The sequence below is a fragment of the Luteibacter sp. HA06 genome (genome assembly GCF_054061215.1).
Genome location: NZ_JBSSDZ010000001.1, coordinates 168,005 through 192,650, shown reverse-complemented (window position 1 = coordinate 192,650; position 24,646 = coordinate 168,005). Strand labels below are relative to the sequence as shown.

Below are 24,646 nucleotides of genomic sequence, written 5' to 3'. Positions count from 1 at the left end.
TTGTATCCCGACCGGATCTGGATACGTGCTGATGCAAAAGCGCCGGTCTGCGGACACGAGCGGGGTAAGTGCGGCGCCTAGAGTGAACTCGTACCCCCACTCAGGAGAGAACGACGATGTCATCGACCCACTTCGCCAAACGCATCCTCGCCGTCGCCGTCGGCTTCGCGATGCTCGCACCTTCGGTTTACGCCCAGCCTGCGCACGCCTTCGACGCGACGCCGAGCACGTCCACGGCAACGACCCGGGTCGATGAAAGCATTCGCCCGTTCCATGTCCACGTGCCCCAGGAGCAGCTCGACGACCTGCGCCGCCGCATTGCCGAAACGCGCTGGCCCGACAAGGAGGTCGTGAAGGACGAATCGCAGGGTATCCAGCTCGCTCGCGTGCAGGAACTGGTCAAGTACTGGGGCAACGACTACGACTGGCGCAAGGCCGAAGCGCAGCTCAATGCGCTGCCGGAATTCGTGACCAACATCGATGGTGTCGATATCCAGTTCATCCACGTGCGCTCGAAGAACCCGCACGCCCTGCCCGTCATCCTGACGCACGGTTGGCCCGGCTCGACCTTCGAATTCCTCAAGACCATCGGGCCACTGACCGATCCGGTTGCCTATGGCGGCCGGGCGGAAGATGCCTTCGACGTGGTCATTCCGTCCATTCCCGGCTACGGCTTCTCCGGCAAGCCGACCGAACTGGGCTGGAACCCCGAGCGCACCGCGCGTGCCTGGGACGTGCTGATGAAGCGCCTCGGGTACAAGCATTACGTGTCGCAAGGTGGCGACCACGGGTCGGTGATCTCCGATGCGCTCGCTCGCCAGGCGCCGAAGGGTCTGCTCGCTATCCACCTCAACATGCCGGCGACGATTCCCGGCAACCTGGTCAAGGGCATCAATGCCGGTGACCCGGCGCCAGCGGAACTCAAGCCCGACGAGAAAGCGGCCTACGAGCAGCTGAGCACCTTCTTCGGTCGCAACGCCGCCTATGGCGCCATGATGGTCACGCGTCCGCAGACGATCGGCTATTCCCTCTCGGATTCGCCTTCGGGGCTTGCCGCATGGATGTACGAGAAGTTCGGTCAGTGGAGCGACAGCAACGGCGTGCCCGAGCGTGTGCTCAGCCGCGACGAGATGCTCAATGACATCACGCTTTACTGGCTGACCAATACCGGTGCGTCTTCATCACGGTTCTACTGGGAAAACAATAACAACAACTTCAGCTCGGTGACCCAGCGCACCACGGAGATCAAGGTGCCCGTCGCGATCACCGTATTCCCCGGTGAGATCTACAAGGCACCGGAAAGCTGGAGCAAGGCGGCGTACCCGAGCCTTTCCTACTACCACCAGGTGAACAAGGGCGGGCACTTCGCCGCCTGGGAACAGCCGCAGCTTTTCGCCGAGGAACTGCGCGCCGCGTTCAAGTCGGTCCGGTAAAAGGAAATGTGGGAGCCGCTTCAGCGGCGATTGCCAGGTTATCGTAACCTCCAATCGCCGCTGAAGCGGCTCCCACAATAGTGTTGGCTCAGAAGTTCCAGCGGACGCCGAGGTTCACTGCGTTGCTGGTGGTGTGCGAGGCGATATCCGCGTTGTAGTAGACGAAGGTGCTGGCCTTCGGGGTGATGTCGAAGCTCACACCCACGCCGGCCTGCCAGTGGTTGCTGACCGGTCGCGAGCCCTCGACGACGAAGCTGTCCGAAGGCGCGCCAGCGAAGGCGTTGTTGACCGTGACCGTATCGTCCTTCGTGTTGTGCAGGTAACGAACCAGCACGATCGGGTGCAGGCGGGTGCCTTCCACACCCAGGTCGACGTCGCCGATCAGTCGTGCACCCACGCCGTACTGCATGCTGCTTGCATCGCTACGGCCCACTCTCAGGTCCGCATCGCCCGCGTTCTTCTCGGTGAAGCTGTCGTACTTCACCTTCGTGTAGTACGCACCGACGAAGGGCTCGAGGTGCATCGCGTGCCCGAGGTCGAAGCGGTAGCCACCTTCCAGGGCGGCATTCGTCGTCTTGCCGTTGTAGTGGCCTGTCGCCTGAGGCGTGTAGTCGCCTACAACGATGCGGCGGTTGCTGTCGGCATTCTGCCAGCCGTACGACGCCAGACCTTCGAACCACCACTGCTGCTGGTTGAAGTAGAGCGCGTGCACACCGACCGACGCCTGGTCCAGGTCGGTGTAATCCCCACGACGATCCACCTCGGTGCGCGAGTTGGCGACGTTGGCGTGCACACCGATACGCAGGTCCGGCGTCACGGGCGCATCGGCACCGATGACCACGCCGTGGATGCGGTAGTCGGTATGTGCGACATCGACACTACCGTCGAACGTGCTGCTCGACGTATACGGTTCAGCCCAGACAGCCGAGCCTTGCTCGCCCGTATCGCGCTGCAGCTTCAGCCGGTAGAACAGGGTGTCCTGGTACTGGCTCTGGCCACTCAGTTCGGCGTTCGTGGCGGACGCGTAGGTTTCGCCGGTGAGCGAATCGAACGCCTTGACCACCTGGTCGCCGCGCAGGCCACGCACATAGCTGAGCAACGTCGGCAGCTGGTTACCGCCCGAGGTGGCGATGTGTTGCAGCGCTGCGGCCATGTTCTGCTGGTTGCCGTTGAGTCCGGGGAACTGGTCGAACGGCGTGCCGCCGGTGCCGACGCCGCTGCCCGCCTGGCTCAGCGTGAGGATCAGGTCGTTGCCCTCTTCCGTCACGCTCGCATCGAGGAACGGCAACGTGTTCTGCGTGACCCCGGCGTAGGTACCCGTGAGGCCACCCGTCGTTTTGATGATCGTGTACCTCGTCTGTGGTGCGTATGTGCCTGCCGACGGTGTCGTGACCAGCTGGCCACCAACCGTCGCCGCGCCGTTGACATTGATGCTGTCGCCAACGCCGTTGGCACCGGTGCGGATATGCGTGGTCGAGCCGCCACCGAGGTTGAGGCCGCCGACCGTCAGCACCGATCCGGGCGTGCCCGTACCGCCGGCTGCACCGGTGGCACCGGGAATGCCACTCGGTGCCACCGTGCCGTCGACCGTGACCGGGCCGGCGATCGTGCCACCGCCAACCAGGCCGCCACCGGTGTTGATCGTGGCCGGCCCGCCAAGGTTGCCGTTCACGACAAGCGTGCCGCCGATCGTGCTGCCGCCGGGGAAGGTGACCGAGGTGCCGCTGTCGATCGACAACGTACCTGCGCCGACATTGAGGTTGGTGATGTCGTTGAACGTGCCACCGGGCAGGCTGGCTTCGCCGCTACCCGTGATGTTCAACGTGGAGCCCGGGGCGGTGCCGTTGACGGTACCGGTGACACCGGGCACATCGCCGTAGCCGATGTCGATGTCGCTGCCGCCGCCGAGGTTCACGGTGCCGCCGATCGGGCCGTTGACCGTTACCGCATTACCGCTACCGCCGAGGTTGAGGGTGCCGCTTGCGCCTACCGAGATGCCGCCGGTGTAGGGGTTGCTTGCGTTGAGGATGCCACCGTTGACGGTCAGGTCGCCGCTGAAACCGGCGAGCGAGCCACCCAGGTTCAGGGTGCCCGTGCCTTCCTTGTCGAGACCGCCGGTGCCGCTCAGGCTGCCGTTCAAGGAAAGATCGTCCGGCCCTTGCACGGTCACGCCGTTGCCGCCAACGGTGACCGCGTTACCGAGCGTTACCGCGGCGCCGGCTTCGATCGTGGCGCCGTCGATCGAGAGGCCACCCGTGCCCAGCGCCGTGTCGCTGCCGACCACCAGTGTTCCGCCACCGACCGTGGTGCCGCCGCTGTAGGTGTTGTTGCCGTTGAGCGCCAGCGTGACGGCACCGTTCTTGATGAGACCGCCGGTGCCGGCGATATCGCCGTCGAGCGTGAGGTCGTTGCTTCCCGGCAAGGTGAGGCTCGCATTGAGCGCGATGTCGTTTGCCAACGTTGTCGCGGCCGTGACGTCGAGCGACGCTGCGCCGGCCACCGTCAGCGTACCCGTGCCCAGCGCCGCGTCGTTACCGACGCTGAGACCGCCGGCGTTCAGGGTCACGCCTCCAGAGAACGTGCTCGCACCACCCAGCGCCAGCGTGCCCGCGCCATTCTTGACGAGGCCGCCGGTACCGGCGATAGCGCCGTCGAACGTGGTGTCGCCGGTCGCGTCCAACGTGAGCGTGTTGCCGCCAAGCGCGACCGTGCTGCCAGCCACGCCCGCGAGGGTGCCGATGGCCTGATTGCCGCCCGCGGAGATATCGAACGCACCGGTGCCCGTCAGGTTCACCGCGCCGGTGGCCGCCAGGCTGCCGCCCGCGCCGATCGCCAGCGTGCCGTCGTTGATCGTGGTGCCGCCCGTGTATGTGTCGGCAGCAGTAAGGGTCAGCGTCGCGGCGCCATTCTTGGTCAGCCCGCCGGTGCCGGTGATCGCGCCGCCGAGCGTCAGGTCATTGCTGCCCAGTACCGTGAGCCCCGCATTGAGCGCGACGTCGTTCGCCAGCGTGACGGCGCTGGAGGCATCCAGCGTCGATGCACCACCGACCGTGAGTGCACCCGTGCCGATTGCCGCGTTGTTGCCGACCACCAGTCCGCCGGCATTGAGCGTGACACCGCCGGTGAAGGTGTTGGCACCGCCAAGCTCCTGCACACCCGCGCCGTTCTTTACCAGCGAACCGCCGGCACCGACGATCGCGCCGTCGAAGTTCCCATTGCCGACGCCGCCAAGGGTCAGCGCGTTGCCGCCCAGGGTCACGGTGCTACCGGCAACGCCATTCAGACTACCGACGGACTGGTTGCCACCATCCGTGATGTCGAAGCCGGTGCCTGCGCCCGTGAGGGTGACTGCGCCTGTTGCGGCGAGGCTGCCACCCAGGCCGATGGCCAGCGTGCCGACGTTGATGATGGTGCCGCCGGTGTACGTGTTCGTGCCGGTGAGCGTCTCCGTGCCGGTGCCTTCCTTGATCAGTGCACCGGTGCCGGCGATCGATCCGCTGAACGTGCCATCGGTCGGACCGCCCACGATCAGGTTGTTGCCGCCGAGGTTCACGATGCCGCTGCCGATCAGCGTACCGAAGGCCTGCGTGCCGTTGCCTGCCGACAGATCGAAGGTCGCGTTCGATGCCAGGTTGACGACGCCATTGGCGTAGAGGCTCGCACCCGCACCGAGCGCCAGCGTGCCGGCATTGATGAAGGTGCCACCGGTATAGGTGTTCGCCCCATTCAGGGTCAGCGTCGCGGCACCATCCTTGGTCAGGCTCCCGGTGCCGGTGAGGTCACCGTTGAGAACGAGGTCGTTGCTGCCCAGCACGGTCAGGCCCGCGTTGAGCACCACATTGTTAGCGAGCGTGACGGCGCTGGCGGAATCCAGCGTCGATGCACCGCCGACCGTCAGGTCGCCCGTGCCAAGCGCCGCATCGTTGCCGACATTCAGGCCGCCAGCGTTGAGGGTGACGCCGCCGGAGAAGGTGTTCGCGCCGCCGAGCGTCTGCACGCCGGCGCCATTCTTGATCAGTCCGCCACTGCCGCCGATCGTGCCGTTGAAGGTCGCATCCGTCGCACCGCCAAGCGTGAGGTTGCTGCCGCCCAGCGCGATCGTGCTGCCAGCGACGCCACCCAGTGAGCCGATCGTCTGGTTGCCGCCGGCCGAGATATCCAGCGTGCCGGTGCCCGTGAAGTTCACCGCGCCGGTCGAGGCAAGGCTGCCACCGGCTCCGATAGCCAGGGTGCCGTCATTGATCGTCGTGCCACCGGTATACGTATTCGGGCCGGTCAGCGTGACGGTGGCCGCACCGTTCTTGGTCAGCCCGCCTGCGCCGGAGATCGTGCCGCCGAGGGTCAGCGCGTTGCTACCGAGTAGGTCGAGAGTGGCACCACCGGTCAGGCCGATGTTGTTGGCGATATTGAGCGCCGCGCTGCTATCGAGCGTCGCGTCGCCACCCACGGTCAGCGCGCCCGTGCCCAATGCACCGTTGTTACCGAGCAGCAGGCCGCCGGCATTCAACGTCACACCACCGCTGAACGTGTTCGCACCGCCGAGTTCCTGCACGCCCGGGCCGTTCTTGATGACACTGCCCGTGCCGGCGATGAGGCCGTCATACGCGCTGTTGCCAACACCGCCGAGCGTGAGCGTGTTGGCACCGAGCGTAACCGTGCTTCCAACCACGCCGTTCAGTAGGCCGATCGCCTGGTTGCCGCCGGCCGAGATGTCGAACCCGGTGCCCGGTGCCGTGAGGTTCACCGCGCCCGTTGCGGCGAGGCTACCGCCCAGACCGATCGCCAGCGTGCCGGCGTTGATCAACGTGCCACCGGTGAAGGTGTTGGTTCCCGTGAGTGTCTCGGTGCCGGTGCCTTCCTTGATCAGCCCGCCCGTGCCCGCGATCGATCCGCTGAAGACACCGTTGGTCGCATCGCCGATGGTGATCGAGTTCGCGCCGAGGTTGACGGTGCCAGCGCCGGTGAGCGTGCCGAACGTCTGCGTGCCGTTACCGGCCGAGAGGTCGAACACCGCGTTGGCCGCCAGGTTCACGATGCCGCTACCGGTCAGCGATCCGCCCGCGCCGAGCGCCAGCGTGCCGGCGTTGATGTTCGTGCCACCGGTATAGGTGTTCGTGCCGTTCAAGGTCAGCGTCGCCGCACCTTCCTTGGTCAGGCTACCGGTGCCGACGATGCCGCCGTCGAGGGTGAGTGCGTTGCTGCCCAACACCGTGAGGCCGGCATTGAGTGCGATCGCGTTGACGAGCGTCACCGGGCCACTCGAATCCAGTGTCGCTGCACCGCCAACCGTCACGATGCCGCTGCCGAGCGCGGTGTCGTTGCCGACCACCACACCACCGGCGTTCAGCGCGAGCCCACCGCTGTAGCTGCTTGCGCCGCCGAACGTCTGCACCCCCGCGCCGACTTTGACCAGGCCGCCGTTACCGCTGATCGAACCATCGAAGGTCTGATTCGCCGCACCGCCGAAGGTAAGCGCATTTCCGCCAAGGGCGATGGTGCTGCCGGCCACGCCCGAGAGCGCGCCGATGTTCTGCGCACCCGCCGCGCTGAGGTCGAGACCGGCACCTGCCCCGGCGAGGCTTACGGCGCCGGTCGCAGCCAGACTGCCGCCCGCACCGATCGCCAGCGAACCGGCATTGATGGTCGTTCCGCCAGTGAAGGTGTTTGCACCCGTCAGGGTCAGCGTCTCGAGACCGTTCTTGGTCAGGCTGCCCGCACCGGAGAGTGCACCGGTCAGGGTGAGCGCATGACTGCCGAGCTCGGTGAGGTTCGCACCGGCGGCAAGGGAAACATTGTTGGTCACGGCAAGCGCGGTGCTGGCATCCAGCGACGCCGTGCCACCGACATTCAGGGCGCCCGTGCCGAGGGCGTTGGCGTTGCCGAGCGACAAGCCACCGTTGTTGAGGTTGACACCACCGCTGAAGGTGTTTGCGTTGTTCAGCGAAAGCGTCGAGGCGCCGTTCTTCGTGAGGCTGCCCGTGCCCGAAACGATGCCGCCAAGCGCGATATCGTTAATGCCCGGCAGCGTCAGCGAGCCTCCCACCAGGTTCACGTTATTCGCGAGGTTCAGCGCAACGCTGCCATCGAGCGTGATGGCACCGCCAACGTTGAGCGCACCCGTTCCCAGCGCGTTGCTGTTGCCGAGCAACAGGCCGCCGCCGTTGGCGGTCAGGCCACCGGAAAAGGTGTTGGGCCCGTTCAATGTCAGCAGCGACGCGCCGTTCTTGGTCAGGCTGCCCGTGCCCGAGACGATGCCGTCGAGTGTCAGGTTCTGGGTGCCTGGTAAGGTCAGCGCACTCGCGCCGTTGAGGTTCACGGCGTTAGCTAGGCTGAGCGCCGCCGTTCCGTCCAGTGTCACCGCGCCGCCGATGCTCAACGCACCCGTGCCCAGCGCATTCGAGTTGCCCAGCACGAGCCCGCCCGCGTTGACGAGCGTGCCTCCGCTATAGGTGTTGGCGCTGGCCAGGGTGAGTACCGAGGCGCCGTCCTTGATAAGGCCGCCCGCGCCGGACACCACACCGCCAAGGGTCACATTCTGACTGCCCAGGAGCTGCAGCGGGCCGCTGGCCAGGGTGACCGCGTTCGTAAGATTGAGGGTCGTGGTGCTGTCGAGCGATGTCGCGCCGTTAACTGTCAGCGCGCCCGTACCGAGTGCGCCGGCATTCGCGAGCAACAAACCACCCTGGTTGAGGTTCACGCCACCACTGAAGGTGTTGGCCCCACTCAGTGTCTGGGTACCAGCGCCCGTCTTCGTGATGGAACCGGTACCGGAGATGACGCCGGCGAAGTTCTGGTTTGTCGCATCGCCAAAGGTCAGCCCATTACCTCCGAGCGTGATGCCCGTGCCGGCTACGCCGGACAAGGCACCGATGGTCTGGTTACCCGCCGCGGAAATATCGAACTGCGCACCTGCCGTGCCCAGGGTCACGGCACCCGTCGCCGCGAGCGAACCGCCCGCGCCCAACGCCAACGTACCGGCAGCGATATTCACCCCGCCGGTAAAGGTGTTGGCACCGGTCAGGGTCAGCGTCGAGACGCCACTCTTGATCAACCCGCCAGCACCCGCAAGCGCGCCGCCGAACGACAGCGGCTGGCCGCCGAGTACATTCAACGACGCGCCGGCGCCCAGGTTCATGTCATTCGTGAGGCTGAGCCCCGTCGGCGTGCTCAGTGTCACCGCGCCGTTGACGGTCAGCGCGCCGGTACCGAGCGCCGTGTTGCTGCCCAGTACCAGGCTGCCGCCATTCGCGGTGAGGCCACCGCTGAAGCTGCTCGCACCATTCAGCGTGAGCGACGACGCACCATTCTTGATGATATTGCCGGCGCCGGAAATGCCACCGGTGAATACCAGCGGCTGTCCACCGAGCAGGTTCAGCGAGCCGCCCGCGCCGAGGGTGACGTTGTTGCCGAGAGTCATCGCGGAGGCGCTGTCGAGCGTCGCCGTGCCGCCCACCGTAAACATGCCCGTGCCGAGTGCGTTCGCGTTACCCAGCATGAGGCCGCCCGCATTCAGCGCGACGCCACCGGTGAACGTGTTGCTGCCGTTGAGCGTCTGCGTGCCCGCACCCTGCTTTATCAGCCCACCGGTGCCGACGATGATGCCGGTGTAGCTTGTGTTGCCGAGGCCGCCGAGGGTGAGGGTCTTCGCTCCCAGATTGACCGTACCGGCGGCGCCAGCCAAGGAACCGATGCTTTGGTTGGCAGCAGCGCCGGAGATGTCCAGCGTGGTGCCTGTCGCAAGCGTCATCGCCTGCGAGGATGAAAGTACGCCGCCGGCCCCGACGGCCAGCGAGCCGCCGGTGAGCGAGAAGCCGCCCGTCATGCTGTTGACGCCACCGAGCGTGAGCGTGCTCGCGCCGGACTTGACCACGTTACCCGCACCCGATAGCGCACCGTTCAACGTGACGGCCTGCGTTCCGGGAAGCGTCAGCGTGCTACCGCCATTGATGGCAATCGCGTTGGCCACGTTGAAGGCACCCGTGGTACTCAACGTTGCGTTTCCACCAACGGTCAATACGCCCGTACCAAGGCCACCCGCATTGCCGAGCAGCAGGCCGCCGGCGTTGAGGTTTACGCCGCCGGTGAAGAGGTTCGCACCGCCCAGTGTCACGACCCCGGTGTTGGTGACCGTGAGCCCGCCTGCGCCGGAGAGCACGCCGGCGAGACCGAACGCGTTCGTGCCAGCCAACTCGAGGCGTCCCGAGACAAGGTTGACCGCATTCGTCAACGACAGTCCCGCAGTGGACGAAGCGATAGCGCCACCTGTAACCGTCATCTGGCCGGAACCGAACACACCGGCATTGTCGAAATTGACGAGGCCGTCGTTGATCGCGGCGTCACCGCTGACGGCGGCACCGACAAGGTTCCATGTGCCGCTGTTGACGACCAGATGTTGGAAGTGAAGGTAGCTCGCGGCGTTGATGGTCCCGACTGCACCCGTTGTGCCTGAACCTGTTCCGCTCGGAGAGTTCTGTAGCAACAGACGATTGTTCGCGCCCAAGCCGCCATCGACCTGGCCTGCGCCCGCGAGGCTGACGTTGATCCCGATAATGCCGAGGTTCACGCCCAGACCATTATTCAGGACGCTCGAACCGTTGACGGCGGTAAAAGTGTTTCCCGTCGCCGTGTCGCCCATGTAGAGGCTGCCGTTGATCGTGCCGGCGTTGACGAAGGTGTTGCCGGCGCCGGGCGTGCCCGACGCGGCAAAACCGATCCGGCCGGTGATCGTGTGGTTCGCGGAGTTGATGAAGTTCGTCTGGCCGCCACCGTAGGACAGGATCGCCGGCGCGTCCGCCACCGTCGTGATCGTGCCGAGCCCAAGCAGCGTTACACCGAACGTGCCGTCGTTCGTGATGTTGGCTACACCGCCGGTCGCGTTCTGCACCACGAGCGCCTGGCCGCCGATACCCAGCAGGGAGGTAGCGTCGAACAGGCCGTTCATCGTGCCGGTGTTGTTGACGTTGATGGTGTTGCCACCCACGGTCGCGTTACCGAGCACAGCGCCCGCTGCACCGAGACTCAGCCCACCCGTGAGTGACGGATCGATTTTGCCCGCGTTGTTCAGCGTAATGCCGTTACCGGATGCCGTCAGTGCTGCGCCCCCAAGCAGAAGCGGCACCGCCAGGTTCCCTGTCGGCTGCACGTTGATCGTCACGCCGTTTGTCGCGTACGCATAATTGACGAAGGAAGTCGCGCCACTACAAGTGACGATCACCCCGGCCTGGGTACAGTCGGCGTAGGCAGGTGCACTCAGTAAAGGCATGGCCAATACCGACGCGATGGCCAGATAGATCCCCTTACGTAGCGGATTACGACGGACGCTTGCCACCTGACGCTTGTTCATACCACCCCCGGGTAAGCACGACTAAACTCCCGATCCCAGGAATTTCGGCCGCACTTCAGCCACGACGCCAGTTACCTGGGTCGCTAAATAAGGACGTCTTTAAGAGACGCCGGACTGGCCCCCTGTGTATGAGGCCGACGTGCGCGGTCAGCCTATGCGAGCGCTCGGAGCGACGCATGCACAAATCCGGCGATGGGTTTCAGCCAGCTTTCTTGCGATTTCTTCGGCGATAGCGCGTTTTCTGCATATCTCTACAAATACGGCAGCGGCGACTATTTGTTGGCGCCCTCTAACGGCACGCCGATTGTTTCGTAAGCCAGTCGGGGCGGCGTTGTCGGCGTCGCTTCGCACATCCTTGACGCCGCTTGCGAACGCCGCGGCGGGCGCTTGACGCGGTGGCGCGCCGTCGATTCTTGCCGAATATTCCTGTCGATAAACGCGGCCAACGTGTCGCTCTTTGCACTAAATGCGTGGTGGCAGTGCTTGCGCGAAGTAATCGGTGACCTGACGAACGCGCGCCGCGATGAAACGCCGCTTCGGCCACACGAGGCTGACGTCTCTTACATCGACGATAAAGTCCTCGAGGATCGTCACAATGTCCGGGTGTTTGAGTTCATCCACGAGTGAGAGGCCGGCAAACATGCCGATCCCCACGCCGCCGAGAACGCCTGCGCGAATCGCGTCGACGCTATTCGAGGAAAGGTTTCCACGAACCGTGACGCTGAAGCGCCCCTCGGGCCCGACGAAGGGCCAGTTCGCCGACTCCGCGAGGCCGCCATAGAGAAGGCAATTGTGATGGGCTAGGTCCGTCGGTGTCGTCGGCATGCCGTACTTTTCGAAGTACTGACGAGAGCCGACGCACACCAGCGGCGTGCCCGCTACGCGCCTGACTACGGCGTCCGGCTCGTTGACGGCGCCGACGCGTATCGCCAGATCGATGCGATCGTCCACCATGTCGCGCGCGAAGTCCGAAAGAATGATGTCGACCTCCAGGCCCGGATGTCGTTCCAGCAGGCCGGGGATCAGGGGAAGCACATGCAGGCGACCGAAGGTTGCCGCGGCGGCGATCCGCACGAGGCCGGACACCTCCAGCGTGCTGCTTGTGGTTTCGCCATCGGCCTCGTCCAACTCGGCAAGAATCGGCCGGGTCCGGTCGTAGTAACGCTGCCCCTGGTCGGTGAGGTTCACGGCGCGCGTGCTGCGGATGAATAAGGCGACACCGAGTCGCTTCTCCAGCGAGCCGATTGCCTTGCTGACCGCGGACTGCGACTCGCCCAGGCGGCGTGCCGCCGCCGAAAAGCCGCCCGCTTCGACCACGGCGACGAAGGCCTTCAGTTCGTGGAACCGATCCATCGCGCGCCTCCCATCGATTCGATTCAGGAATCAATCATAGGCGAAAGACACGGATTATCACCGTCTACGGCGGGGACTAGCCTTTTGCGCATCATCCATGAACCCTCTGAAGGTCCCCTCCATGTCATCTCTCACAGGCAAGACCGCCGTCATCAGCGGCGGAACGACCGGCATCGGTCTGGCCATCGCCCAGCGCTTCGTCGCCGAAGGTGCCCACGTGGTGATATTCGGTCGCCGTCAGGCGCAGCTCGACGACGCGGTAAAAGCCATCGGTAGCAATGTCACGGCGATCCAGGCGGATGCGGCCAACCTCGACGATCTCGATCGGGTTTCCGCTGCGGTACGGAAAGAAAAAGGCGTCGTCGACATCGTGGTGTCGAATGCCGGCTTCACCGAGCAGGCACCGGTCGACACGATCACGCCGGAACACTTCGACAAAGCGTTCAACCTGATGGCTCGCGGCCCGGTTTTCCTCGTGCAGAAGATGCTGCCGATGATGGCCGGCGGCGGATCGATCGTCCTGGTGTCGTCCGCCATGCACGGCATGGGTATTGCGGGCCATACCGCGTATGCAGCGACAAAGGCGGCATTGCGTTCGTATGCGCGTACTTGGGCAGCCGAGTTCAAGAATCGCGGTATCCGGGTAAACACGCTGAGCCCCGGTGTGACCGACACGCCGATCCTCGATGCCCAGGCCAGTTCGCGGGAGGATCTGATTAAGTTTTACGAAGACATGGTTCCGCTCGGCCGCATGGCCCAAGCCGACGAAATCGCCAGCGCAGCGCTCTTCCTCGCCTCCGACCAAAGCTCGTACGTCACAGGTTCCGACCTTATGGCCGACGGCGGCATAGGCCAGGTCTGACCAGGCAACCGAATCCCCCCTGTGGGAGCCGCTTCAGCGGCGAAAACCAGGTTACCGCAACCCCGGATCGCCGATGACTCGGCTCCTACAAGAGCGCGACCGCATTCACTGCAGCAGGCGATTGATCTCCTCGACATCCTTCAACTCGGCAGCACCCACACTACGCTTCAGCAACAACTTATTAAGAATGAAGTTGTGCCGGAGCGCGGTGTACTGCGTACGAATCTGCGCGAGGATTTCAATCGCCACCACGACGTTCGTCAGGCTCTGCGTCCCGATGTCGTAACCGGCGCGCAGCGAAGCAAGCGACTTCTTCGCCGCGTCCACCGCATCACGCGCGTCATTCACCTGCCCGATGCCGGCAACCACAAGGTTGAAATAGTTGTTCGTGTCGCGCGCCGTCTGCCGGCGCACCGACTCGAGATCGCTCTGGTCTTCGTCGCGCTGGTGAATCGCCTGACGCACCTGTGACTGGGTGAGGCCGCCGCTGAAGATCGGCACGGTGAGTACAAGGCCGATCGTCGTGCTACCCGGTCCGTAGGCAGCCGTGCCACGCGCGGCGTTGGACCATGCGCCGACCTTGTCGTAACCGACCGCTGCGTTGAGCGTGGGAAGGTGGCCGCTGCGCGCCGCATTGATCGAGTGTTCGTCCGCGCGCACCAGGTGATTCGCGGCAATCACGGAGGGATTCTGGCGCATGGCCTGGTCGACCCAGGCGGCGGAGTTGTCCGGCGTCGGCGTTTCCATGGGGATGTCGTCTCGTAGCGTCTTCAGCGTCCCCGGCTCCTTGCCGGTCAGTTGCTGCAAAGCACGGCGCGCATCCTTCAATGCGTTTTCAGCGTCGACGCGCTCCGACTTGATCAGCAGGTAATAGGCTTTCGACTGCGTGAGGTCCGCCTCCGGTGCCAGACCCTGGTCGAACTTGATGGTCGCCTGGTCGAAGGACTGTTTGTATGCATCCTCATAGGAGCGAAACACTTCGACCTGATCCGCCGCCACGAGCACGTTGAAGTAGGCGCTGGTCGAGCGAACGTAGAGATCCTGCAGCTCGCCTTCGTACGTCGCCTCCTGCGCCTCTTCGGTCTGCTTCGCCTGCCGCTCGCGCGCGAACCTGGAGAGATCGAGCACGGACTGGTTGAGCGACAACGTCAGATCGCGCTCGCGGCTGTGGCCGTCTCCGCCCGTGTTCGGCGTGCCATCGGCGTTCGTCCCGTTCGAGAAACTCGGGTGGAACTGCTGGAGGCTGAGTCCCGCCGACAACTGGGGAAGCAGGGCGGCGCGTGCCTGCGGAACGCCTTCCGCGACCACGAGGCGGCGCGCATCCGCGCTGGCCAGCACCGGGTCGTTGGCGACGGCTTCGCGATAGATGTCCATCAGGTCTTCCGCGCCGGCGACGGTGGGAAGGCCGGCCATCGCCAGCAGACCGGCTATGACAGCCGGCAGGATCCGAGTTTGCATGGTTGTGTTTCCCTTGAGCACCGATTGAGCCTGGCGACGGCGGTGCAAGTACCGTGCCGGGGCCTGTCGGGGCGTCAGGAGGCCGCTTGCAGCGGCTTGGACACTGGCTCGGGGCCGACATCGAGATGACGCAGGCGACAGCAGGCGGTGTCCGCGGACGCTGCCCGGCGGACACTAACGGTCAGTCCGGCCTGCCTTGCTGACCTCCTCCCCGCACATGCGTACGTTCGCCTGCGCGGTGCACTGCACACCTCAGAGGACCGACTTACGCCGCGGTTCTTCAACCGTGTCAGCGAGTGCGTCCGGCGGCGATCCATCGAGCTGTCACGTCTTCCGACAAACGGTATCGCGCACTGTTGTATGGCTGGAGCGAATTCAGTCTTTCATCAAGCATCGTGATGACATGTATCTCGTCCTCGGCATTCAATCCCTGCGCCTTTACGGCAGCGTCAAATGACTGACCGTCAGCGACGACGCGACTTATGGCCGAGGTGAATGCCTCTCGGAAACGTATGGCCAAGGGGTTCGGCGCACCGGTCGACTGGATGACTGCCTTGTACCGTGCGATCGATCTTTCATATGTCCACGCGAACAAGTCGATTGCGGCATTCAGATCGTTGAACTCGTAGATGCCCATCATGGCTAACGCATAGTCACTGCGGTCGACATCCATGAAGACCAGAGGCGCGCAGTTATACAGCGTCAGCGGAATGTTGGCGGAGACATGTCTCGTCGGGATATCACGAAGCCACTCCCTTATTCGGCGCCGGTTCCAGCAGGTCTTCATTCCGCGGATCGCGTCAGTTTGACGCGATTTCGGTCAAATCGCAGCACAATGACGCGATTGTATGTGAATCGCGTCAATCTGACGCGATTTTTTAAGGGTTACGTGAGGCTTTGAGCTTTGATCGCGTCAGCCTGACGAGAATGGGGGAAGGCGAATGGAGCGATCTGGTCCAGGCCTCGTCGGAACTTCATCGGTCTTGAGGCCTCAGACAACTTAGTCGGCGTACCTCGCGCCGGACCGGAGGCGAACCCGGGGGCACGCCGCTCGCTCAGCCAAGGAACAATGGCCATGAAGATGACTTGGGGCAGATTCGCGGGCCGACCGGGATCGATTCCACGAGTCGCAGCCATGGCCGTCGCCATTAGCTTCCACCTCGGACTGCTCATGATGGTTCTGGCTCCTGCGTCGCACTGGACAGACGACCGGCCTGCAACCAACAGAGAAACGACGAGCCTCGAGCTGCGCATTATCTCGCCTGTCGGCCCCGCACCTGTAGCGCTCGCTCATAGAACCGTGACGACCAAGGCACCGACGCTTCTTCCGCTTCGCGTCGTGCCGCGCGCGCCTGTCCATACCGGAACCGCTTCAGGACACGAGCCCCCCACAACCATCGCCACAACGCCGGAATCCGTCCCCGCGACCATCCGTCAGGAAGCGACAGTCCGCGCCTCAGGTGGCGATGGAGGCTTTCAACAACGCCTGCTCGACGCCCAGCACGGTCGAGCCATTCCGGGTATTCCCGGCTCCGATAATAGGATCGCCCCTGGCGTCCAGCTCACCGATCCGATGGATCAGGGAGTTGGCGCAATACTTCGAAACACGCAACGCCTGTTCGGCGTGACCAACCACCACTGCATCGATGTCGAGGTATGGCAGAGCCTCACCCCAGCCGAACTAGCAGCGCGGCACCTTTCACCTGCCGACGTGCAGAAAGAGAGCGATAAGTACGCCTGCAACAAACCTCTCGGCCTGAGCTTCTGACACACAAAGAAAAACCCCCGACAGCTGGACAGGCGTCCAACAGCCGGAGGCTTCTCGCGAGGCAGGATCACCCCGGTTCGTTTTCTAACTCAGCGCTTAGGCAACGCGTAAGCCACCACGTAGTTACCCTTCGGCGTATGCATGAAGTGGTGACCCGTCGCGGTGATGACGACGTACTCGCGGCCATCCTGCTCATACACCATCGGCATCGCCTGGGCGCCAGCCGGCAACGTTGCCGACCAGATCGTCTTGCCCGTGGTGATGTCGATGGCGCGGATCAGGTTGTCGGTCGCGGCAGCGATGAAGATCAGGCCAGACTTTGTCACCACCGAGCCGCCGTTGTTCGGCGTACCGATGTTGATCGGCAGGCCGGTCGGCAAGCCGAAAGGACCGTTCTCACGCGCGGTACCGAGCGGGCGATCCCACACGGTACGACCGTCGCGGATATCGATCGCGCGGATGCCGCCGTACGGGGGCTCCTTGCAGAGCATGCCGGTGGCCTTCAGCTGCCAGCCTGCGTTGACGTCGACAGCGACCGGAACGCCTTCCTGCGGATCGCCAGCACCTTCCGCCTTGGCGTCGGCGACCGGGTCGTTGAGTACTTCCTTCGCCTTCCAGCCCAGCTTGTCGGCTTCCTTGCGGGGAACGAGGCGCGTGTAGTTCGGCATGTCGTTGTAGTTGGCGATGATCAGGCCACGTGCCGGATCGAACGCCACGCCACCCCAGTCGACTCCGCCGTTGTAGCCCGGATAGTCGATGCTCGGCCTGGTCACATCCGGCGGGGTGAACTTGCCGCGGTAGTCGGCCTGCGCGAACTGGATGCGGCAGACCAGCTGGTCGAGCGGCGTGATACCCCACATGCTCTCAGGCGTGAGATCCGGCTGTGCCACGGAAGCGAACTTCGAGAACGGCTGCGTCTTGCTGCGTGCGGCCGGCTCGTAACCACCCTGGGGCACGGGGCGCTCTTCCACACCGAACAGCGACTTGCCCGTTTCGCGGTTGAGCACGTAGAACTCGCCATTCTTCGTGGGGAAGATGATGGCCGGGACCTTCGTGCCGTCTGCCTGCGGATAATCGAGCAAGGTGGGCGGTGACCCCGGATCGTAATCCCACACGTCGTTATGCGTGTTCTGGAACGTCCAGCGCGGCATGCCGGTTTCGACATCGATTGCCGTCAGCGAGGGCGAGTACTTGAGCTCGTCGGCAGAGCGGGAAGTCGAGTAGTAGTCGCCCGAAGCGTTGGCCACGGGAAGGAAAACGAGCCCGAGCTTGTTGTCGCCGGTGAACGAGGTCCACACGTCGGGCGAGCCGCGCTTGTAGAGATCGTCACCCTTGCGCGGTGCGGGATCGTTCGGAGCGGCGGCATCCCATGCCCATTTCAGCTCACCCGTCTTGACGTTGTAAGCCTTGGTCACGCCTGCGGGACCGAAGGCGCGCTGGCCATCGACGGTGGTGTGGCCGACGACGATGGTGTCGCGGATCACGATGGGCGGTGAAGTGATCGACACATAGCCGTGGTAGATCTTGCCCATGTCTTCGGTGAGGCTGACTTCGCCGTTCTTGCCGAAGTCCGTGCAACGCTGGCCCGTCTGCGCATCGAGTTCGATCACGCGTGCGTCGAGCGTGCCGAGGATGATGCGACGGGCGCAGATGGCGCCGGTGGTGGGGACCGGCGCACTCGCGCTGGCGGGGTCTTCGTAATACGACATGGAACGGCAGGACGGGGTGTAGGGCACCGAGGCCGGCGTGATGCCCGGATCGAAGTCCCACTTGTGTTCACCCGTTGAAGCGTCCAACGCGGAGACCTTGTTGAGGTAGCCACACACGTAGACCATGTTGCCGATCTTCAGTGGCGTGTTCTGCACACCCCAGCGCGTATCGCCGGGAATGTCGCCGACCGTCGCTGTCCATGCAACCTGCAGGTCTTTCACGTTGGCAGGCGTGATCTGCGTCGCCGAGGTGTACCGCTGCGCAGCCTGGTTACCACCATAGGCCGGCCAGTCGGTCGACGGTATGCCGCTCTCGACGGCCGGGCCGGTGTCGGCTGCATATGTGTTGTCGGTCGCAGCCGGCACGTTGCTGGCGACGGTGACATGGTGCGGCACAAAGGCGAGGCAGCCGGCAATGACGAAGGCCGCGACCAGGATCAGCGACACCGTGCGTGCCGCGCCACGCGAGAGGCGCGCATGCAGGGTCGGAAGGAGCAGCGAGAAGGCGATGCCGAAGATCAGCATCAGCGCGAAGCGCGGAACCCAGCGCCAGTAGTCGGTGCCCGACTCCCAGATGGTCCAGAGCAGCGTCAGCGCAAACAGGATGCCGAACCACAGCGTGGCACTGGGACGTCGACGCGCGAGGCCCACGGCGCTGGCAACGCTGAGCAGACCGGCGATGGCGTAGTACCAGTTGCCACCCAGGGCGATCAGCCAGGCGCCACCGGCCACCATGCAAAGACCAAACAAGCCCAGCACGAGCGCAAGCAGGCGCCTGCCCCATCGTGCGAGGGCACTCTCAGATGTGTTCATTTCGATCCTATCGGGACGAGAAATACGGGGAGCCCTTCCATCCGGGCGCAGAATGCACGGGGCGCAGCTGTGATGAAACGCCGCGCTGCATAGCTATTCAAGCGTACGCCTCGTGATGGCGGCGTGCAAGGAAATGCTAATCTGCGCGGATGTCACGGTCCCCGCCGCCTCCACCTGGCGCTTCGCGCGTCCATGCTTCTTCCACTGCTGTCGCACGCCTTGCCGGGGTCTCCCAGTCCACCGTCTCCCGCGTGTTCAGTGCCGGCGCTGCCGTGTCCGCGGAGGTTCGCGAACGCGTGCTCAAGGCGGCGGCGGAGCTGAATTACAAACCGAATGCCTTGCCGGCGATCCTGCAGACGGGTCGCTCGGGAATCATCGCCGTGGTGGTGGGTGGTTTCTATAATCCGTTCTTCACCGAGTTCCTTCGGTGCGTGACGTCACTGCTGCGCGAGCGTCGTCTCGAGACCATGCTGGTGGACACCGGTAGCGATGACAACCTCGACGACATCGTCGGCGAACTGTCCCGCTACCGCATCGACGGGGTGATCAGCGCGCTGGCCATTCGTTCGACGCGAGTCGCCCGCAAGCTCGAAGGTGCCGGCATTCCCATCGTCGCCGTGAACTCAAAGAGGTTCGGCAACCTGCGCACCGTCTCCACGGACAATCGCTCCGCGGGTGCGGTGGCCGCGGACCTCCTCATCGACGGTGGCTGCCGCAAGCTGGCGTATCTTGCCGGGCGCGAAAGCACGGCCCAGAGCGAGCGCCAGCGTGGCTTCCTCAAGCGGGTCAAGGAGAGGCAGGTGCCTGAGCCCGGACACATCGTGGCGGGTTTCAGCTATGAGGAAGGGTATGCCGCGGCCGTGGAGTTACTGTCGTCGGGTAGCCGTCCTGATGGCATGTTCTGCGTCAACGATCTCGTCGCCATTGGTGCACTGGACGCGATTCGTATCGAGTTCGGGCTATCCGTTCCAGAGGACATCCAGGTCGTTGGCTTCGATGACATTCCGATGGCCGGGTGGCGCGGGCCGAACCTGACGACGTTTCATCAGGACATGGAAGCACTTGCCCGGGGAAGCGTGGCGTTGCTTGCAGCAGAGCCCGAGACACAGTCGATCGTCATTCCGCCGCGGTTGGTGCTGCGGGGGACGACGCGTCACGTACCGAGGTAGCGGCCGCGCTCGCTCAGGCGGCTTCGAACAACGTCTCACCCAGCGGCAGCCAGGTAACAGGCCCATCGCCGACCTGGATCAACAGTGCCATCTGGTTGTCCGCCTGGATCATCCGCGCTCTGGGCGCCTGCGCCGACATCGGGGCATCGTGGTCCGCGGTCCTCGCGAGCGCCGCCATGGATTGCGGCGTGGCAGTCCGCACCAGCGTGACCAGCGCAGCCGTCTCGCACTGCGCCAGCGCCTGCTGGCAAAGCGCGAACAGGGCGGCTTTGTCTTCGTCGTCGGGCGGTCCGAACGGCGTCTCACGATCCAACCGCCCCATCATGCGATGGACTCGCTGACGCGATGCCGCTTCGCTGCGACCGGAAAGCGCACCGAGCTCGGCGTGGCTGAAGTCGAAAACGTCATAGAGCAGGAACGCCGCCACGTCTTCGGGTGGCAGGTTATGCACGAGGCTTAGCAACGCCTGATCGACGCGTTGGGACTGGGCAGCCAGATGCTCCGGCTGCTCGCGATCAAAGCCCGATACCCACTCGTCCGCGAGCTGACCGAGGATGGACTGGTAGCGGCCCTGCCTGCGAAGCTGATCGATACAAAGGTTGCGAAGCACCGTCACCAGCCACGCTTCGCGGCTTCCGGCCAAGGCAGGAACGGAAGAGGTCGTTCCCGCCGTGCGGAGGTAAGCGTCGTGCAGCAAGTCTTCGGCGGCGCCGGTGTCGCCCAGCCAGCGTGTGGCCAGTCCCAACAGGCGGCGGCGAAACGCGGCGTCGGTGGCGAGCGGGTGATCGAGGACAGGGGATGTCACGTTAGTGGCCGCTCGTTCGTTTATGAGGTGAACCTACCACAATGGAGTACTTCCCCATGTTTGCCGACGAGACCGAAAAGGCCCCGCAGCCGCCGCAGAACAGCGCTTTCCTGGAAGAGAAAACCTTCCGCGCCCGGACCGTGATGGTCTTTGGCACGATCACCGATGCACTGGCCTCGGAGACGGTACGCCGCCTGCTCGCGCTCGACGCCGAGTCGCATGCGCCCATCGACATGATCGTCTCATCCCCCGGCGGCCACCTGGAGTCGGGCGATGTGATCCACGACGCGGTGCGCTTCATTTCCTCGCCGGTGAACATGATCGGCACGGGCTGGGTCGGCAGCGCCGCCAACCATCTCTATCTCGGCGCGCCGAAGGAACGCCGGTTCTGCCTGCCGCAAACGCGCTTCCTTATCCATCAGCCCAGCGGTGGCGCAGGTGGCCAGGCGAGCGATGTCGCCATCCAGGCGCAGGAGATCCTCAAGGCTCGCGAACGTATCGCCAGCGTCATTGCGCGAGAGAGTGGTCAGCCTATCGAGCGGGTGCGCGAGGATATCGAGCGCGACAAGTGGATGTCCGCCGAGGAAGCCGTCGCTTATGGACTGGTGTCGCGAATCATTATTCGGCGTGAGGAACTGGGCGGGCGTTGATGCCTAGAGGGTCGTCGCCGCGATGCGGGCTGCGACTTCCGAAGCCACGGCGACGAAGGCCTCCTCGGCACGGCTGCGGTAGCCCCGAAGACTCCTGAGCAGCACCACACGGCGCGACGGCATCAAGGGAATCACGGGTAGCACGCGCAGGCCCGGCTGATTCAGGCTGACCTGCCTGGGGAGGATCGTCGCCAGAGGTGACAGACGCAGCATGTCGAGGATCGGACCAATCGACCCTGCCTCGATGACGACCTTCGGTTCGATCTTTTGCGACCGGAGAAAGTTGTCGATCGCCGTTCGCGTCACGAAGGATCGGTCCAACAGCATCAGGGGAATGGTGGCGAGTTCCGCCGCCGATACCTGGGCCGTTGGGCTGAACGCGCTGTCGAGTGTCGGACCCACGATCAACGACATGTTCTCTTCGTGGAGTTCGAAGGCCTCGACCTCGTCCGTGTGGGCGGTTTCGAAACCGATGCCGATGTCGAGCGCGGCCTCGCTCAGATCCCGCTCGATCCGCTTCTGCGACAGCTGCTTCAACTCGATGTGAATCCCGGGGTACGCCTCATGGAAGCGCTGTATGAGCGGCCCGATCAAATACGCTTCGAAGCTCGGCGCGTAGCCGATCCGGAGGTTGCCGCTGGACAGGTCCTGCACATCGGATACCGCGCGCTCGCCGGCCTCCAGTTCCCCCAGCGCGCGCTGCGCGTGGCGGATATAAGCGTACCCAACGTCAGTCGGCCGAATGGACTTACCGCTGCGGTCGAGGAGCTGCCTGCCCAGGCGTTCTTCGAGCAGGCGGATCTGCTGGGAAAGAGCGGGCTGCGAAACATGCAGTGCCTGCGCCGCACGGGTGAAGCTCCCGTGCTCGGCGACGGCGAGTAGGTATCGGACATGTCGGTCAAGCATGGCTCACCATAATCTAAGCTTATGCCGATTGTAACCAACTGATATTGGATAGTTATGACGCCCCAGCCCATAGTCGTCTCCGTCGCATCGCATGAGGAGCACGACCGTGGAAGAGTTGGTACAGGGCTTTATCAGGTTCCGTGAAACGGCTTACCCGGAGAGGACCGAGCTGTTCCACCAGTTGGCCCACACCCAGTCGCCGAAGGTGTTGTTCATCGCTTGCTCGGACAGTCGCGTGGTCCCCGAGCTGGTGACCCAGAGCGAGCCGGGTGCGATGTTCGTGATCCGCAACGCCGGCAATATCGTGCCACCGTCCGGTCCCGAGCCGGGTGGCGTGTCGGCCACGATCGAATACGCGGTCTCCGTGCTGGGCGTCAGCGACATCGTCATCTGTGGTCATTCGGACTGCGGTGCCATGACGGCCATCGCGCACGAGCACGACCTCAGCGGTCTCCCGGCGGTGCAGGCATGGCTCGGCCACGCCAGCGCGGCGCAGGCGGTGAACGCAACACGCGGGCACACCTGCAATGCAGAGAGGTTGCACGGCCTGATCCACGAGAACGTATCGGCGCAGCTGCTGAACCTGCGTACCCACTCATCCGTGGCGCAGGCGCTTGCGCGAGGCAAGCTCCGCCTTCACGGCTGGGTTTTCGACATTGAGACCGGCGACATCGAGACCCTCGACGGCGCGTCCGGCCGCTTCGTCGCGCTCGAAGCCGAATCGCGCGTCGCCGCTTACCCGGCGCATTGATCCCGCTTATTCCCCCACCCGCCAGGAAAACTTATGTTGCAATCACAGTTCAATCAGGACGCACGTCTTCAACTCGCCGAACGCGTTGTCATCGAGAAAGCCAAACGCGATTTGTCGTGGAAGCAGATCGCAGACGGTACGGGGCTCACGGTAGGTTTCGTCACCGCTGCTCTGCTCGGCCAGCATCCGTTACCGGTCGATGTCGCAAAGAACGTTGCCGGCAAGCTCGGCCTGAATGATGACGACACCGCCCTGCTGCAGTCGGTACCGATGCGCGGAAGCATTCCCGGCGGCGTGCCCAGTGATCCGACGATCTATCGCTTCTACGAGATGATCCAGGTCTACGGGACGACGCTGAAGGCGCTGATCCACGAAGAGTTCGGCGACGGAATCATCAGCGCGATCAACTTCCGTCTCGGCGTGGAAAAGGTCGACGATCCGGATGGCGGCCATCGCGCAGTGATTACGCTCAATGGCAAGTACCTGCCGACGAAGCCGTACTGAGTGAAAATGTCCGGAGACGTCGAAGAGTCTCCGGACATCGGCTCATGCTGCACGCCGGTCGTCAGACACCTTCGATCATGAATATCCGGTACTCCGACCCTTTCAACCGATGCTCCTTCGCTTCGGTGTAAGCCGGGCTGTTGTACCAGGCGAGTGCTTCTTCCTTGCTTGGAAAGCTGAGGATCACCGAACCCTCAACGGGGCTGCCTTCCAATGTCTGGATGTCGCCATAGAAGGCCAGCCGCGTAATCGGATGCCCTGCGCCGGCAGGACCGGCTTTCTCGGCGTAGATCGCCATTTCCTTGGGATCGGTGGTGCGCTCGCGGGTGAACACGACATAGGTCGTCATGATTCGATTCCTGGCAGGGGGCGAAAGGAGGCTTACCAGGGAATGGTATCGCCAAGATACGTGAAGCTTCCCGAGGGACCATCCGCTCCGATCAAGGCCATGCCAACGCTGCTCTTGGCACCGGTCGGTACATCGATCTCGCCCTCGCCGCGGTTCATGTCGGTCTTGACGTAACCTGGATGCACGGCGTTGACCTTGACGTTGGTGTCGCGCAGTTCGTAAGCCAGCTGCACGGTCCAGGCATTCACCGCACTTTTCGACACGTTGTATGCCGGCACCTTGAAGTCATAGACCGGCGACTTCGGGTCGGCATGATTGGTGACCGAACCCAGCAGGCTGGACACATTCACGATGCGCCCGGCCGGCGAGGCCTTGAGCAGCGGCAGGAAGGCCTGGGTGACTTCGACGACGGCGAAGACGTTCGTGTCGAAGGTGTCACGCCACACCTGGATGCTCTGTTCGGATGGCGCCTTGCCCATGGTGTCGAGGATGATGCCTGCGTTATTCACCAGGATGTCGAGCCGCCCGAAGCGCGAGGTCACGTCGGCGACCGCTTTCTTGATGCTCTCGGCGCTGGTCACATCCAGCACGATGGACTCGACCGGCAGGCCCTCGTCCTTCAGTTTCCTGGCAGCGGCTTCGGCGCGGCCGGCGTCACGGCCGGCGAGAAGCGTAAGAACTCCCTGTTCGGCAAGCTGCCGAACCGTTTCGGTACCGATGCCTCGGGTGGCGCCCGTGACCAGCGCGACTTTCTGGGTAGCGTTCATTTCGTG

The 24,646-nt window shown here is 64.1% G+C and carries 16 protein-coding genes; 7 read left to right on the top strand and 9 right to left on the bottom strand.

Annotated features, from left to right (window positions below):
- Window positions 1-116 precede the first annotated feature (116 nt).
- Window positions 117-1,433, top strand: a complete 1,317-nt coding sequence (locus ACVWWJ_RS00835) for an epoxide hydrolase family protein (RefSeq protein WP_456966424.1) — start codon at window positions 117-119, stop codon at window positions 1,431-1,433.
- A gap of 88 nt (window positions 1,434-1,521) precedes the next feature.
- Here ACVWWJ_RS00835 and ACVWWJ_RS00830 read toward each other — a convergent pair whose 3' ends face one another.
- On the bottom strand, window positions 1,522-10,776 hold the full coding sequence (locus ACVWWJ_RS00830; RefSeq protein ID WP_456966423.1) for an autotransporter-associated beta strand repeat-containing protein: 9,255 nt from the start codon (window positions 10,774-10,776) through the stop codon (window positions 1,522-1,524).
- A 462-nt stretch (window positions 10,777-11,238) separates the two neighbouring features.
- On the bottom strand, window positions 11,239-12,129 hold the full coding sequence (locus tag ACVWWJ_RS00825) for a LysR family transcriptional regulator (protein ID WP_456966422.1): 891 nt from the start codon (window positions 12,127-12,129) through the stop codon (window positions 11,239-11,241).
- A 121-nt stretch (window positions 12,130-12,250) separates the two neighbouring features.
- Here ACVWWJ_RS00825 and ACVWWJ_RS00820 point away from each other — a divergent pair, with 121 nt between their 5' ends.
- Complete coding sequence (locus tag ACVWWJ_RS00820) at window positions 12,251-12,991, top strand: SDR family NAD(P)-dependent oxidoreductase (RefSeq protein WP_456966421.1); 741 nt, start codon at window positions 12,251-12,253, stop codon at window positions 12,989-12,991.
- Window positions 12,992-13,096: 105 nt separating this feature from the next.
- Here ACVWWJ_RS00820 and ACVWWJ_RS00815 read toward each other — a convergent pair whose 3' ends face one another.
- Together ACVWWJ_RS00815 and ACVWWJ_RS00810 are read right to left on the bottom strand one after the other, a co-directional pair.
- On the bottom strand, window positions 13,097-14,449 hold the full coding sequence (locus ACVWWJ_RS00815; protein WP_456966420.1) for a TolC family outer membrane protein: 1,353 nt from the start codon (window positions 14,447-14,449) through the stop codon (window positions 13,097-13,099).
- A gap of 289 nt (window positions 14,450-14,738) precedes the next feature.
- Window positions 14,739-15,236 carry a hypothetical protein gene (locus ACVWWJ_RS00810; RefSeq protein ID WP_456966419.1) on the bottom strand — a complete coding sequence of 166 codons (498 nt, stop codon included), beginning with the start codon at window positions 15,234-15,236 and terminating at the stop codon, window positions 14,739-14,741.
- 348 nt (window positions 15,237-15,584) lie between these two features.
- Between ACVWWJ_RS00810 and ACVWWJ_RS00805 the strand changes: the two genes are divergently transcribed.
- Window positions 15,585-16,217 (top strand): hypothetical protein, encoded by a 633-nt coding sequence (locus tag ACVWWJ_RS00805; protein WP_456966418.1) that lies wholly within the window; start codon window positions 15,585-15,587, stop codon window positions 16,215-16,217.
- An 89-nt stretch (window positions 16,218-16,306) separates the two neighbouring features.
- Here the strand turns inward: ACVWWJ_RS00805 and ACVWWJ_RS00800 are convergent, their stop codons facing one another.
- Complete coding sequence (locus ACVWWJ_RS00800; protein ID WP_456966417.1) at window positions 16,307-18,739, bottom strand: membrane-bound PQQ-dependent dehydrogenase, glucose/quinate/shikimate family; 2,433 nt, start codon at window positions 18,737-18,739, stop codon at window positions 16,307-16,309.
- A gap of 149 nt (window positions 18,740-18,888) precedes the next feature.
- Here ACVWWJ_RS00800 and ACVWWJ_RS00795 point away from each other — a divergent pair, with 149 nt between their 5' ends.
- A complete protein-coding gene (locus ACVWWJ_RS00795; protein ID WP_456966416.1) occupies window positions 18,889-19,908 on the top strand; it encodes a LacI family DNA-binding transcriptional regulator in 1,020 nt (339 codons plus the stop codon).
- A 13-nt stretch (window positions 19,909-19,921) separates the two neighbouring features.
- Here ACVWWJ_RS00795 and ACVWWJ_RS00790 read toward each other — a convergent pair whose 3' ends face one another.
- The gene (locus tag ACVWWJ_RS00790; protein ID WP_456966415.1) at window positions 19,922-20,713 is read right to left on the bottom strand and encodes an RNA polymerase sigma factor; all 792 of its coding nucleotides are present in this window, start codon (window positions 20,711-20,713) and stop codon (window positions 19,922-19,924) included.
- 56 nt (window positions 20,714-20,769) lie between these two features.
- Here ACVWWJ_RS00790 and ACVWWJ_RS00785 point away from each other — a divergent pair, with 56 nt between their 5' ends.
- Complete coding sequence (locus tag ACVWWJ_RS00785) at window positions 20,770-21,363, top strand: ATP-dependent Clp protease proteolytic subunit (protein WP_456966414.1); 594 nt, start codon at window positions 20,770-20,772, stop codon at window positions 21,361-21,363.
- Between the two features lie 3 nt (window positions 21,364-21,366).
- Here ACVWWJ_RS00785 and cynR read toward each other — a convergent pair whose 3' ends face one another.
- Entirely contained in the window at window positions 21,367-22,269 is a 903-nt protein-coding gene (gene cynR / locus ACVWWJ_RS00780) for a transcriptional regulator CynR (RefSeq protein WP_456966413.1), read from the bottom strand.
- A gap of 106 nt (window positions 22,270-22,375) precedes the next feature.
- Between cynR and ACVWWJ_RS00775 the strand changes: the two genes are divergently transcribed.
- Together ACVWWJ_RS00775 and cynS are read left to right on the top strand one after the other, a co-directional pair.
- Window positions 22,376-23,020 carry a carbonic anhydrase gene (locus ACVWWJ_RS00775; RefSeq protein WP_456966412.1) on the top strand — a complete coding sequence of 215 codons (645 nt, stop codon included), beginning with the start codon at window positions 22,376-22,378 and terminating at the stop codon, window positions 23,018-23,020.
- Window positions 23,021-23,053: 33 nt separating this feature from the next.
- Window positions 23,054-23,524, top strand: coding sequence for a cyanase (cynS, locus tag ACVWWJ_RS00770; protein WP_456966411.1), 471 nt, complete (start codon window positions 23,054-23,056; stop codon window positions 23,522-23,524).
- Between the two features lie 61 nt (window positions 23,525-23,585).
- Here cynS and ACVWWJ_RS00765 read toward each other — a convergent pair whose 3' ends face one another.
- The gene (locus ACVWWJ_RS00765; RefSeq protein WP_159888949.1) at window positions 23,586-23,873 is read right to left on the bottom strand and encodes a DUF1330 domain-containing protein; all 288 of its coding nucleotides are present in this window, start codon (window positions 23,871-23,873) and stop codon (window positions 23,586-23,588) included.
- 32 nt (window positions 23,874-23,905) lie between these two features.
- Entirely contained in the window at window positions 23,906-24,640 is a 735-nt protein-coding gene (locus ACVWWJ_RS00760; RefSeq protein ID WP_456966410.1) for an SDR family oxidoreductase, read from the bottom strand.
- Between the last annotated feature and the right edge of the window lie 6 nt (window positions 24,641-24,646).

What these genes read in the sequence shown, in the direction of transcription:
- ACVWWJ_RS00835 (WP_456966424.1), top strand. Translation starts at nt 117, where the DNA reads ATGTCATCGACCCACTTCGCCAAACGCATCCTCGCCGTCGCCGTCGGC.
- ACVWWJ_RS00830 (WP_456966423.1), bottom strand. Translation starts at nt 10,776, where the DNA reads ATGAACAAGCGTCAGGTGGCAAGCGTCCGTCGTAATCCGCTACGTAAG.
- ACVWWJ_RS00825 (WP_456966422.1), bottom strand. Translation starts at nt 12,129, where the DNA reads ATGGATCGGTTCCACGAACTGAAGGCCTTCGTCGCCGTGGTCGAAGCG.
- ACVWWJ_RS00820 (WP_456966421.1), top strand. Translation starts at nt 12,251, where the DNA reads ATGTCATCTCTCACAGGCAAGACCGCCGTCATCAGCGGCGGAACGACC.
- ACVWWJ_RS00815 (WP_456966420.1), bottom strand. Translation starts at nt 14,449, where the DNA reads ATGCAAACTCGGATCCTGCCGGCTGTCATAGCCGGTCTGCTGGCGATG.
- ACVWWJ_RS00810 (WP_456966419.1), bottom strand. Translation starts at nt 15,236, where the DNA reads ATGAAGACCTGCTGGAACCGGCGCCGAATAAGGGAGTGGCTTCGTGAT.
- ACVWWJ_RS00805 (WP_456966418.1), top strand. Translation starts at nt 15,585, where the DNA reads ATGGCCGTCGCCATTAGCTTCCACCTCGGACTGCTCATGATGGTTCTG.
- ACVWWJ_RS00800 (WP_456966417.1), bottom strand. Translation starts at nt 18,739, where the DNA reads ATGAACACATCTGAGAGTGCCCTCGCACGATGGGGCAGGCGCCTGCTT.
- ACVWWJ_RS00795 (WP_456966416.1), top strand. Translation starts at nt 18,889, where the DNA reads ATGTCACGGTCCCCGCCGCCTCCACCTGGCGCTTCGCGCGTCCATGCT.
- ACVWWJ_RS00785 (WP_456966414.1), top strand. Translation starts at nt 20,770, where the DNA reads ATGTTTGCCGACGAGACCGAAAAGGCCCCGCAGCCGCCGCAGAACAGC.
- cynR (WP_456966413.1), bottom strand. Translation starts at nt 22,269, where the DNA reads ATGCTTGACCGACATGTCCGATACCTACTCGCCGTCGCCGAGCACGGG.
- cynS (WP_456966411.1), top strand. Translation starts at nt 23,054, where the DNA reads ATGTTGCAATCACAGTTCAATCAGGACGCACGTCTTCAACTCGCCGAA.
- ACVWWJ_RS00765 (WP_159888949.1), bottom strand. Translation starts at nt 23,873, where the DNA reads ATGACGACCTATGTCGTGTTCACCCGCGAGCGCACCACCGATCCCAAG.
- ACVWWJ_RS00760 (WP_456966410.1), bottom strand. Translation starts at nt 24,640, where the DNA reads ATGAACGCTACCCAGAAAGTCGCGCTGGTCACGGGCGCCACCCGAGGC.